Here is a 12,435-nt window from a genome sequence, read left to right on the forward strand (position 1 = left end):
AAAGGCCGGGCACTTATACCAGTGCCCGGCCTTGTATTTCACGACAGTTGCATGACCATTTGATGACAAATGGCCATCATTTTATCAATGCTTGGCGACGGTCGAGTTCAGCTTCAGGTAGTCCAGCAGGATGCGGCCTGTTTCGGCCAGGTAGGCGTCGTCTTCCGGTTTGGTCTTGTCCGGCTCGGCCGCCAGGGCGTCCTCGTCTTCCTTTTTCATTTCCTTGAGCGGTGCTTCACCCTTGGCCTTGCGGCGGGCGTTTTCCAACGCCAGCTGCTTGGCTTCGATGTCGGCGTGCTGGGCACGGCGCTCGGCTTCGTTGAGGCTGACGGTCTTCTCGTTCATCAGCTTCTCGGCCAGGGCCAGGCGGTCACGGATGTAGATGAACTCGGCATCCTTGTCGGTGCGCGCGTCATGGTCAGCTTTGAGCTGGGCAATGAACGGCTTGAACGGGTCGGTGGTCGGCTTGATCGACGGCTTGATGGTGTCCCACGGCATTGCTTCGGGCAGCGCGCTCTCGCCGATTTCCTTGGTGTCGATGATCGACGGGAAGGCCACGTCAGGCAACACGCCCTGGTGTTGGGTGCTCTGGCCGGAAACACGGTAGAACTTGGCCAGTGTCAGCTTCAGTTCGCCATGGTTCAGCGGCTGGATGGTCTGCACGGTGCCTTTGCCGAAGGTCTGGCCGCCGATGATCAGCGCACGGTGGTAGTCCTGCATGGCGCCGGCGAAAATCTCCGAGGCCGAGGCCGACAGGCGGTTCACCAGCAGGGCCATCGGGCCCTTGTAGAACGCGCCGGGGTTTTCATCTTCCAGCACGTCCACGCGGCCATCGGCATTGCGCACCAGCACGGTGGGGCCTTTTTCGATGAACAGGCTGGTCAGCTCGGTGGCCTCCTGCAGGGAACCGCCGCCGTTGTTGCGCAGGTCGATGACCACGCCGTCGACTTTCTCGGCTTGCAGTTCAGTCAGCAGTTTCTTCACGTCACGGGTGGTGGACTTGTAGTCCGGGTCACCGGCACGGAAGGCCTTGAAGTCCAGGTAGAAGGCCGGGATGTCGATGACGCCCAGCTTGTAGTCCTTGCCATTCTCGGTCAGGTGCAGGATGGATTTCTTCGCCGCCTGCTCTTCCAGTTTCACCGCTTCACGGGTGATGGAGACGATCTTGCTGGTCTGGTCGTTCGGCGCATTGGTGTGCGGGATCACTTCCAGGCGCACCACGGAGCCTTTGGCGCCGCGGATCAGCTTGACCACTTCGTCCAGGCGCCAGCCCACCACGTCGACCATTTCCTTGTCGCCCTGGGCGACACCGATGATCTTGTCGGACGGGGCGATCTGCTTGGTCTTGTCGGCAGGGCCGGCCGGTACCAGGCGTACCACCTTGACCTGGTCATTGTCGCTTTGCAGCACGGCGCCGATACCTTCGAGCGACAGGCTCATGTTGATATCGAAGTTTTCCGCGCTGTCGGGCGACAGGTAGTTGGTGTGCGGGTCATACGACTGCGCGAAGGTGTTGATGTACGCCTGGAAGATGTCTTCGCTGCGGGTCTGGTCCAGGCGCGCCAGCTGGTTCTTGTAGCGCTTGGTCAGGGTGTCCTGGATCTGCTTGTTGTCCTTGCCGGCGATTTTCATGCGCAGGACTTCGTCCATCACGCGCTTGCGCCACAGGTTGTCCAGGTCGGCCTCGGTGGTGATCCACGGGGCGTCCTTGCGGTCGACCAGCAGGGTCTCGTGGCCAGTGAAGTCCATCTTGTCGACACCTTTGGCCAGTTCGGCCAGGGCGAAATCAAGGCGCGCCTTCACGCGGTCCAGGTAGCGTTTGTAGATGGTGAAGCCGGGGTCCAGGTCACCGCTCTTGAGGAAGTCGTCGAACTGCGTCTTCCACTTGTCGAATTCGGTGATGTCACTGGCCAGGAAGTAACTGCGCGACGGATCCAGCAGCTTCAGGTAGCTGTCGTAGATAATGACCGAGCGTTTGTCATCCAGCGGCGGCTTGCTGTAGTGATGGCGCTTGAGCAGCTCGACGATGTTGAGGCTGGCGATCACCTCGTCACGGTCAGGCTGAAGTTTATCCCAGCTGTTGGCTGCGAATGTAGTGGCGGACATCGACAGCGCGCCGAGGCCGATGCACAGTGCAAGGGCGGAGCTTGGGAGTAGATGCTTCATGCTGATTCGACGAGGGGACAATTGATCACGCATATTAGGCCGTCTTTGAAGTCGCCGGTTCCATGGGAACCGGACGCATAATGCAAAAAGCCCGTTGCCTAAAGCATCGGGCTCAGTCTTGAGTCAACTATGGAGGCACTGTGAAGGCATTGCAAGGCGTTGAAGGACATGTGGAGTGGGTAGACCATCCGAGCGTGGTTTGTGACGTGGGTCAAGTGAAAATTCGGACAGCTGCCGCGGGGCTCAATCGAGCCGACCTGTTGCAGCGCGCCGGGTTGTACCCGCCGCCGCCAGGTGCCAGTTCGGTGCTGGGCCTGGAATGCTCCGGCGTCATCAGTGAAGTCGGGCCAGGTTCGGCGTGGCAGGTAGGTGACCGGGTGTGCACCCTGCTGGCAGGCGGCGGCATGGCCGAGGAAGTGGTGGTCGATGGCCGCCACGTGCTGCCGGTGCCCGCCGGGCTGTCGCTGGTGGAAGCCGCGGCCATCCCCGAGGTGTATGCCACGGTGTGGTTGAACCTGTTCCAGTTGGCGGCCCTCAAGCCGGGCGAGAAAGTGCTGCTGCATGCCGGCGCCAGTGGCATCGGCTCGGCGGCTCTGCAGTTGTGCAAGGCATTCGGCAACCCTGCGTGGGTCAGCGTCGGTTCGGCCGAGCGCCTGGCCTACTGCGAAAGCCTGGGTGCCCAGGGCGGGGTGGTGCGCGGTGATGGCCTGGAGGCCTTGAGCGATTTCGGCCCGTTCGACGTGATCCTCGACCCGGTTGGCGCCAACTACGTGGACGTCAACCTGAAGGTGGCAGCGGTGGATGCGCGTTGGGTGCTGATCGGCCTGATGGGCGGTACCAAGACCGATATCGACCTGGCCAAGGTGCTGGGCAAGCGCGTGCATTTGCTGGGCTCGACCCTGCGCAGCCGCAGCGACCAGTTCAAGGCCGACCTGCTCAGCGACCTCGGCCAGCACGTATGGCCGTTGTTCGAGGAAGGCCGGTTGAAGCCGCAAGTGGCGCGCACGTTCCCGGTGCAGGATGCCGAAGCGGCGTTCGCCGAGCTGGCCACCAACCAGGTGTCGGGCAAGGTCGTGCTGGTGATTGATCCGACCCTGGTCTGAAGTGACGATCGGCGGCGCCTGATTCCCGAGCTTCGCCTGGTCCCACACGGGTGAAGCTCGGGAACGGCGCGGCGCGGTCAGCGTTCGCGCATGGCCTCGGTGCGTGCCTTGAGCACCGGCTTGAGCAGGTAGTCCAGCACGCTTTTCTCACCCGTGATGATGTCCACCGTGGCGGTCATCCCCGGGATGATCACCAGCGGCTTGGCATCGCCACCCAGGTGGTTCTTGTCGGTGCGTACCTGGATCAGGTAGAAGCTGTTGCCCTTGTCGTCGGTGATGGTGTCGGCGCTGATCAGCTCCAGCTTGGCCTTCAAGCCACCGTAGATGGTGTAGTCATAGGCACTGAACTTGACCATGGCCGGCTGGCCGGGGTGCAGGAAGGCCACGTCCTGGGGGCGGACCTTGGCTTCGATCAGCAGGTTGTCCTCCAGCGGCACCACCTCCACCATGTCGCTGCCCGGCTGCACCACGCCGCCAATGGTGTTCACTTTCAGGGTCTTGATGATGCCGTGCACCGGTGACACCACAGTGGTGCGGCTGACCCTGTCATCGATGGCGATGCTGGTGGCGGTGATCTTCGACAGGTCGGTACGCTTGGCGTTGAGGTCTTTGGCGGCGTCAGAGCGGAACTGCTGGTTCGACTCATTCATCTTGCTCTTGATCTCGTTGATTGCCGCTTCCGCCCGCGGGATCGCCAGCGTCGTGGCGTCCATCTGCCCGCGGGCCTCCACGGCACTGCGCTTGAGGCGCAGAATCTCCACTGGCGAGATCGCCCCGGTGCCCACCAGGGGCGTGGACATGTTCAGTTCTTGCTGCAACAGCGCCAGGCTGGACCGGTACTGGTCCTGTTTGGAGCGAAATTCAGCCAGTTCCTGGGTTTTCTGCCGCAGTTGTTCGTTGAGGGTCTGCTGTTCGCTGGCCAGGCGCCGCTGACGCGAGGTGTACAGCGACATCTCGTCCTCGGCCACTTGCGGCGCCTTGCTGCGCACGGCGTCCGATACCGTGAACGGCTTGCCGTCGGTTTCAGCCTGCAGACGTTCCACCTGGGCCATCAACGCATAGCGGTCAGCCTCGCTTTCGCCCTTGTTGGACAGAAAGCGCGTGTCATCCAGGCGCAGCAGGGTGTCGCCCTTGTTCACCACTTGGCCTTCACGCACGTAGATCTCGGTGACGATACCGCCCTCCAGGTTCTGAATGACCTGAACCTTGCTGGAGGGAATGGCCTTGCCTTCGCCCATGGTGACTTCCTGCAGCACCGCGAACCTGGCCCAGACCAGCGCCGCCACGATCAGGCCGGCACACAGCCACACGGTGATGCGCGTCAGGCGCGGTGAATCCTGAAGCGCGGCGCTGGCCAGTTCAGGCATGAACTCGCTTTCGCCGGTCTTGCCGAAGCTGCTGAAATAACCGCGCAGGCCTTGGGAAGCTGACATCGATACCACTCCTAAACAGGCGTCTGGCCGACGCGGCCTTTGCGCAGGGCTTCAATCACCGCTTCCTTGGGACCGTCGGCAACGATACGGCCGTTGTCCAGCACCAGCAGACGGTCGACCAGGCTGAGCATGGAGGTGCGGTGCGTGACCAGCAGCACGGTCTTGCCCACCACCCAGTCGTGCAGGCGCAGGCGCAGGGCGTCCTCGCTGGCGTTGTCCATGTGGCTGGTAGGTTCGTCCAGCACCATGATCGGTGGGTCGAGCAGCAGCGAGCGGGCCAGCAGCACAGCCTGGCGCTGGCCACCGCTGAGCAGTTGACCACGCTCGCCCACCGGGCGGTCGAACCCTTGTGGGTGCTGGCGGGCCAGCTCGGTGACGCCGGTCATTTCCGCCACTTCCAGCATGCGCGCGTCGCTCACGTAGCGGGCGCCCATGGTCAGGTTATCGCGCAGGCTACCGGCCAGCAGTGGCAGGTCATGGGCCACGTAGCCGATCTGCTGGCGCAGGTCGGCCACATCCAGTTGCCGCAAGTCCAGGTTGTCCAGCAATACCTGGCCTTCCTCGGGCTCATAGAAACCCATCACCAGGCGCGCCAGGGTGCTTTTGCCTGAACCGCTGCGCCCGATGATGCCGATACGTTCGCCGGCCTGCATGCTGAAGCTGATGTTGCCCAGCGCCGGGGCATTCTGCCCGGTGTAGCGAAAGGTCACCTGGCTCACGGCCAGGGCGCCCTGCAGTTGCGTGCGTTCCAGCGGCCGTTGGCGTGGGTCACGTTCCTGGGGCAGTGCCATCAGGGCGTCGGTGCTGACCATGGTCAATTGGGCCTGTTGGTAGCGCGTGATCAGCCCTGCGATCTGCCCCAGGGGCGCCAGTACACGGCTGCTGAGCATGTAGCTGGCCACCAGGGCACCGACGCTGAGGTTGCCGGCGATAATGGTGTAGACCCCGGCGACGATCACCGCCATGCCGGCGAATTGCTGGATGAACAGCGTGCCGTTGGTGGCCAGCGCCGATAGGTTGCGGGCATGGCTGTCCAGGCGGGTCAGCGCGCCATGGGTTGACTCCCACATGTACTGGCGTTCGCTTTCAGCGCTGCACGCCTTGATGCTTTCCAGGCCGCTGAGGGTCTCGATCAGCAAGGCCTGGCGCTCGGCGCCCAGGGCCAGGCTTTTTTGCACGGTATCGCGCAGGCGCACCTGGATCAGCAGGGCGAAACCAATGGTCAGGGGAAAGGCGACAATGGGCACCAGCACCAGCCAGCCGCCCAGCAGGCCGATCACGGCCAGCATCAGCACGGCGAACGGCAAGTCGATGATACTGGTCAGGGTCACGGCTGTGAGAAACTCGCGCAGGCCCTGGAAGTCATGGATGCTCTGGGCGAAACCGCCGATGGTCGCCGGCTTGGCCTTCATGGCCATGCCGGTGATGCGTTCGAACAGGGTGGCGGAAAGAATCAGGTCAGTCTTCTTGCCTGCGGTGTCCAGCAGGTGCGCGCGCAGTACCCGCAGCACCAGCTCGAACAGGGTGCCCACCAGCAAGCCGATGGCCAGCACCCACAAGGTCGAAGTGGCCTGGTTGGGCACCACGCGGTCGTAGGTCTGCATCACGAACAGGGGCACCATCAGGCCCAGCAGGTTGATCATCAGGCTGGCCAGGATGGCGTCGCTGTACAGCCAGCGCGAAAGTTTCAGGGTGTCGCGAAACCAGGCATGCACCCGTGGCATCAACGGCTGGCGCAGGTCTTCGAGTTCATGGCGGGGGCGGGCGAACAACGCCTGGCCACTGTATTCGGCGGCCAGTTCCTCGCGGGTTACCCACTGTTCGCCGCCGTCGGCCTCGCTGGGCAGGATCAACGCGCGGTCGTCCTCGCCCCAGCGTCGCAGCACGGCGCAGCGGCCGTCGCGAAGCAGCAGCAATACTGGCAGGTTCAGGCCGGATATCGCGCCCAGCTCGCGGCGCAACAGGCGCGCCGACAGGCTGGCGCGGGCGGCCGCGCGCGGCAGCAATTCCAGGCTCATGCGCTGTTGGGCCAGCGGCAGCCCGGCGCTGAGGCTGGCGCGGCTGACGGTACAGCCGTGCAGCTTGCAGAGGATCAGCAAGCCATCCAACAGCGGGTCATCGAAACTCAGGCGCGGGTCCGTTGCCGGCCCCGCAGGTTGCATGCTGGTCACGTGCGGTACTCCAGACGCCAAGAGGCGATCACTTCATTTCCGGAAGGCGGGCTTCGTTCTTCACTTCCGACTGGGCGATGGCCTCGTTGGGCAGTACCACGCGTTCCTTCTCCAGCAGCACGCCCATGTTGGCGAGCACGCGGTACATGGAGAACTCTTCTGTGTAGCGCACTTCGGTGTAGCGGCTGTTGGCGGTGTACAGCTCGTTTTCGCTGTCCAGCAGGTCGAGGAGGGTACGCTGGCCCAGGCCGAACTGGTCCTGGTAGGCCGCGCGCACCTTGGTGGTGGTCTCGGCGTATTCGCGGGCGTACGGGGTCTGGGTGTGGGCGTTGTTCATGGCGTTCCACGCCAGCGACAGGTTCTCGTTGAGCATGCGCAGGGCGTTGTTGCGAATGTCCATGGCCTGGTTGATCTTGTGCGCGTCGGACTGCAGGCGAGCCTTGTCGCTGCCGCCCTTGAACAGGTTGTAATTCATCACCACGCCGGCGCGCCATTCGTTGTCGCGGCCCTGTTCGCCGGAAATGTTGTTGTTGGCGTCCACCGCCAACTCGGCGTCGAAGCGCGGGTAGAAGGGCGACTTGGCCACTTCGTATTGGCTTTCGGCGGCCTGCACGTCGGCCTGGGCCGACTTGAGGTAAGGGTTGTTGGTGAGCATCGCCTGGCGCGCGGCGATCAGGTCGGTGGGTACCTCGCCGCGGATGCTGGGCGGTGCTTCCAGTTCGTCGGGCATGCGCCCCACGGTGCTGAAGAAGTTCGCTTCGGCATCGGAGAGGTTGACCTGGGCAGTGTTCAGGTTGTTTTCTGCCAGCGCGCGACGGGCGCGGGACTGGTCGACGTCCGCGGTGCTGCCCACCCCGCGTTCGCTGCGCAGGCCGATCTGATCGTTGACGCGCAGGTGAGCCTGCAGGTTGTTCTTGGCAAGGTCCACCAACTCGCGGGCCTTGAGTACGTTCAGGTACACCTCGATGGCCCGCAACGCCTGCGTCTCAGCCGTGCCGCGCAGGTAGTACGCCCGCGAGTTGACCACTTGCTGGGTACGCGCCACCTCGTTGGGGGTGTTGAACCCATCGAACAGCATTTGCCGCAGGCGCAACTCCGACTGGGTGTAGTTCAGGGTCTCGGCGTTGTTGCCTTCGATGGCCCGTGTGGTGGGGTTGTCCGTGCGGGCGCGGCCGTAGGCGGCTACCAGGTCGACAGTGGGGTAGTACCCACCGCGCGCGACTTTCTCATCCTCATCTGCCGACAGGCGATTGTTCAGATTCGACTGCACCTCGGGGTGGTAGTTGATGGTGCTCTGAATCGCATCTGTCAGCGTCATGCCGTGGGCCTGGGCGCAGGCCAATGCCATCAGGACAGCGCTGCAAATGGGGGTGCGAGTGCGCATTGTGGTTCTCCCTGGAGTCTCTAAGTGCCGCAGTAATCGCCAAAAAAATGGCGAAAAAAGAACTTAAACCGTTTCAGGCTTGTAACATGAGAGCTAAGAACATCCTTAGCAAAATCTAAGAACTTTTTTGCATAACTTCTATTCCAATAAAAACTTATGCAGCGTGTCGAAATCGAGACATTGTTCACCCCAGGCAGCTCGTACAAGCCAGATAAACCAACGTTTTTCGGGCGTCAAAGAAAAGTTCAACAAACTTTTGCAGCATAGGGCAAGGAAGTAGCGAAGGGAGGAAAACAGAGGGAGTTTGGCGACAAAAAAATGTCACTTGCAGTGCCTGAACCCCTCCTGTTGCCTCACTGGTACGTCGTCATTCCGGATGTTCCTGATTTTCTTCAGGTTTTGGTGGGTGGGTTGGCGCTGTTCCAGGGGTAGGCAGGGCGAGAACGCTTGCGTCGATCCAATGTCCGCAGCGCCAACCGCCCCGCCGCTAAGCGAAGCCGACCGCACTTTCCTGCAAAACCCCATGCCCTAGCGGCAGATGAGGAGTGCACATGGCAACGTTGATTGGTGTAGTCAGTCAGGTAATCGGACAGGTTTTCGCGATTGGCACCGACGGCAGCCGCCGCCAGGTGCACCAGGGGGACCGGTTGTTCGCCGGTGAACAACTGGACACCGGTGCCGATGGCGCAGTAGCGGTGCATTTGCAGAACGGCAAGGAACTGACCCTGGGGCGCGGCAGTGAAGTCACCCTCAACCAGAACATGCTCGGTGACATGGCGCCCCATGTGGCAACCCAGGAAGTGGCGGCGCCCAGCCAGGCCGAGCTCACCGACGTGCAGAAAATCCAGCAAGCCATCGCTGCCGGCGCCGACCCTACCCAGGCCGCCGAAGCGACCGCGGCAGGCCCTGCCGCCGCAGGCACCCCTGCCCAGGGTGGCGAGGCGGGCGGTAGCCACAGCTTCGTGCTGCTGACCGAAACCGGTGGTGCAGTCGACCCTGTGGTGGGCTTCCCCACCGCCGGGTTCAACGGTGTGCCCGAGTTCACCGTGCCTGAGGTGGCGGCACTGACCAACACCAACGCCGCCGCGGTACTGGTCGACAACCCGGTGACCCTCTCCGGCCTGACCGGTGACGGCGCGGGGGTGAGCGTCAACGAGGCCAACCTGGCCGATGGCTCCAACCCGCAGCCGGGTGCCCTGACCCAGGCCAACAGCTTCACGGTGTCGGCGCCTGACGGCCTCACCAGCCTGAGCGTGGGCGGCATCAGCGTGGTCAACAACGGCGTGGTAGTGGGTGTGGGCCAGTCCGTCACCACCGGCCTGGGCAATACGCTGACCATCACCGGCTACAACCCTGCCACCGGCCAGGTCAGCTACAGCTACACCCTCACCGGCCCGGATACCCAGCCCAGCGGCGGTGGCGCCAACACCATCACCGAAAACCTGCCGGTTACCGCCACGGACAGCAATGGCTCCAGCAGCAGCGGCTCGGTAGTGGTCAGCGTGGTCGACGATGTGCCCCAGGCCATCAATGACAACCCCACCACGCCTGCCACCGAGCAGAACCTTGTGCTGACCGGCAACGTCTTGACCAATGACATCCAGGGCGCCGACCGCATCCCGATCACCGCCACCAGCGGCCCGATCACTGCCGGTACCTACACCGGTACCTATGGCACCCTGGTGCTGGCGCCTGACGGCAGTTATACCTACACCCTCAACGCGGCCGGCCAGGCGTTCCATGATCTGCACGGTGGCGGTACCGGCACCGACAGTTTCACCTATACCCTCAGTGATGCCGACGGCGACACCAGCACTGCGGTGCTGACCCTCAACATCGCCAACATCAACGACCAGGTCACCATCACCGCGCCTGAAGCGGGCGGGCTGTCGACCAGCGTCAATGAAGCCAATCTGGCCGATGGCACCAGCCCCAACGCGGCCGCGCTGGTGCAGACCGGGCAGTTCACTGTCGGCGCCCCCGACGGCCTGCAGACCCTGACCGTGGGCGGCGTCGCCGTGGTCACCAATGGCGTGGGCATCAGCTCGCCGGTCAGCGTCGTTACCCAATTGGGCACCCTGACCATCAACAGCTACAACCCCACCACGGGCGTCGTCAGCTACAGCTATACCTTGACCCACACCGACACCCATCCCGACGTGCAGGGCCCCAATGCCCTCAGCGAGACGTTCGCGGTGGTGGCCACCGACACCGACGGCAGTACCGCCAGTACCCAGCTCACCGCGACCATCGTCGACGACGTGCCCCAGGCCATCAACGACAGCCCCACAACACCGGCCACCGAGCAGAACCTGGTGCTGACCGGCAACGTCCTGACGAATGATATCCAGGGTGCCGACCGCATCCCTGTCACCGCCACCAGCGGCCCGATCACGGCCGGCACCTACACCGGCACCTACGGCACCCTGGTGCTGGCGGCCGACGGTACTTACACCTACACCCTCAACGCCGCCGGCCAGGCCTTCCATGACCTGCACGGTGGCGGCAGCGGCATCGAGACGTTCACCTACACCCTCAACGATGCCGACGGTGACACCAGCACCGCGGTGCTGACGCTCAACATCGCCAACATCAATGACCAGGTCACCATCACCGCACCTGAAGCAGGCGGGTTGTCGACGACCGTCAATGAAGCCAACCTGGCCGATGGCAGCAGCCCCAACGCGGCCGCGCTGGTGCAGACCGGTCAGTTCACCGTCAGCGCCCCCGACGGCCTGCAGACCCTGACCGTGGGCGGCATTGCCGTGGTCACCAATGGCGTGGGCATCAGCTCACCGGTCAGCGTCGTCACCCAGTTGGGCACCCTGACCATCAACAGCTACAACCCCGCCACGGGCGTCGTCAGCTACAGCTATACCTTGACCCACGCTGACACCCATCCCGACGTGCAGGGCCCCAATACCCTCAGCGAGACGTTCGCGGTAGTGGCCACGGACACCGATGGCAGCACCGCCAGCAGCCAGCTCACTGCAACCATCGTCGACGATGTGCCCAAGGCGGTCGCCGATACCGCCTCGCTCACCGAAGGTCAGACGCTGCTGACCGGTAACGTGCTGACCAATGACGCCTCGGGTGCCGATGGCTTCGGTGGTGTGGTTGGCGTCAAGGCCGGTAGCGAAATCTCTACCCCTGTCAGCACCGGCGTTGGTGTGGCTATCGCCGGTACCTATGGCGTGCTCACCATCGCCGCCGATGGCAGCACCACCTACCATGCCAACCCCAACGTCGCCAACAACGGCAATGTCACCGATACCTTCACCTACTCGGTGGCGGACAAGGACGGTGACATCAGCACCACCACGCTGACCATTACCATTACCGACGCGGGCCTCAAGGCCACCAACGTCAATGACGTCACCGTGTTCGAAGCGGCGCTGCCCAGCGGTAGCCATCCCGACTCGCCCCTGGAGGCCGGCAGCGGCACCGTGGTGGGCTATGTCACCGGAGGGGTCGGTGCGCTGACCTACAGCCTGGCGGGCGCCGACACCAACGGCAACGTCAGCAGCCAGTACGGCACCTTGCACCTCAACGCCGACGGCACCTATACCTACACCCTCACCAGCGCCCCGCAAGTGCCCGGGCTGGGAACCCTGGACACCTTCACCCTGGTGACCACCGACAGCGTCGGCAACCAGGTGGAAAGTCAGGTCACCATCAAGATCGTCGACGATGTGCCCACCGCGGTACCTGACGCGGTCACAATCGTGGAAGGCCAATACGCCACGGGCAATGTCCTGGCCAACGATGTTTCCGGCGCGGACGGCTTTGCCGCAGTGGTCGGGGTCAAGGCCGGCAGCGACACCTCCGCGCCGGTGAGCGGTGGCGTGGGTACCGTGATCGAAGGCACCTACGGCAGCCTGCTCATCAAGCCCGATGGCACCAGCGTCTACTACGCCAAGCCCAACGTGGCCAACGATGGCACCGTGACCGATACGTTCACTTACTCGGTGGCCGACAAGGACGGAGACATCAGCACCACCACGGTCACCGTCACCATCGACGGGGCGGGCCTGAAGGCCACCAACGTCGATGGCGTCACCGTATTCGAAGCGGCGTTGGACAAGAATCAGGACGGCAAGGACCTGGCGCCTGGCAACACCACCGGCAGCCACCCGGACTGGACGTCGGAAACCGCCAGCGGCACCGTGGCCGGTTCC

The 12,435-nt window shown here is 63.5% G+C and carries 6 protein-coding genes; 2 read left to right on the forward strand and 4 right to left on the reverse strand.

All coding sequences use genetic code 11. The features are described 5' to 3' along the window. Window positions 1-84: 84 nt before the first annotated feature. Window positions 85-2,166, reverse strand: a complete 2,082-nt coding sequence (locus QBK88_RS27215) for a carboxy terminal-processing peptidase (protein WP_268149373.1) — start codon at window positions 2,164-2,166, stop codon at window positions 85-87. A gap of 140 nt (window positions 2,167-2,306) precedes the next feature. Between QBK88_RS27215 and QBK88_RS27220 the strand changes: the two genes are divergently transcribed. Beyond that, window positions 2,307-3,269, forward strand: coding sequence for a zinc-binding dehydrogenase (locus QBK88_RS27220; RefSeq protein WP_277964482.1), 963 nt, complete (start codon window positions 2,307-2,309; stop codon window positions 3,267-3,269). Between the two features lie 77 nt (window positions 3,270-3,346). Here the strand turns inward: QBK88_RS27220 and QBK88_RS27225 are convergent, their stop codons facing one another. Genes QBK88_RS27225 through QBK88_RS27235 form a run of 3 tightly spaced genes read right to left on the reverse strand, consistent with a single transcriptional unit; the run spans window position 3,347 to window position 8,257 of the window. Next, the gene (locus QBK88_RS27225; protein WP_268149377.1) at window positions 3,347-4,702 is read right to left on the reverse strand and encodes an HlyD family type I secretion periplasmic adaptor subunit; all 1,356 of its coding nucleotides are present in this window, start codon (window positions 4,700-4,702) and stop codon (window positions 3,347-3,349) included. A gap of 11 nt (window positions 4,703-4,713) precedes the next feature. Continuing rightward, window positions 4,714-6,864 (reverse strand): type I secretion system permease/ATPase, encoded by a 2,151-nt coding sequence (locus tag QBK88_RS27230; protein WP_445765010.1) that lies wholly within the window; start codon window positions 6,862-6,864, stop codon window positions 4,714-4,716. Between the two features lie 37 nt (window positions 6,865-6,901). Beyond that, window positions 6,902-8,257, reverse strand: coding sequence for a TolC family outer membrane protein (locus tag QBK88_RS27235; protein WP_277964484.1), 1,356 nt, complete (start codon window positions 8,255-8,257; stop codon window positions 6,902-6,904). 551 nt (window positions 8,258-8,808) lie between these two features. On the opposite strand from QBK88_RS27235, the gene QBK88_RS27240 reads away from it, so the two are divergent. Further along, the coding region (locus QBK88_RS27240) for a retention module-containing protein (RefSeq protein ID WP_277964485.1) at window positions 8,809-12,435 on the forward strand (3,627 nt) is incomplete at its 3' end.

The organism is Pseudomonas sp. RIT-To-2 (assembly GCF_029623465.1).
GTDB lineage: Bacteria > Pseudomonadota > Gammaproteobacteria > Pseudomonadales > Pseudomonadaceae > Aquipseudomonas > Aquipseudomonas silvicola.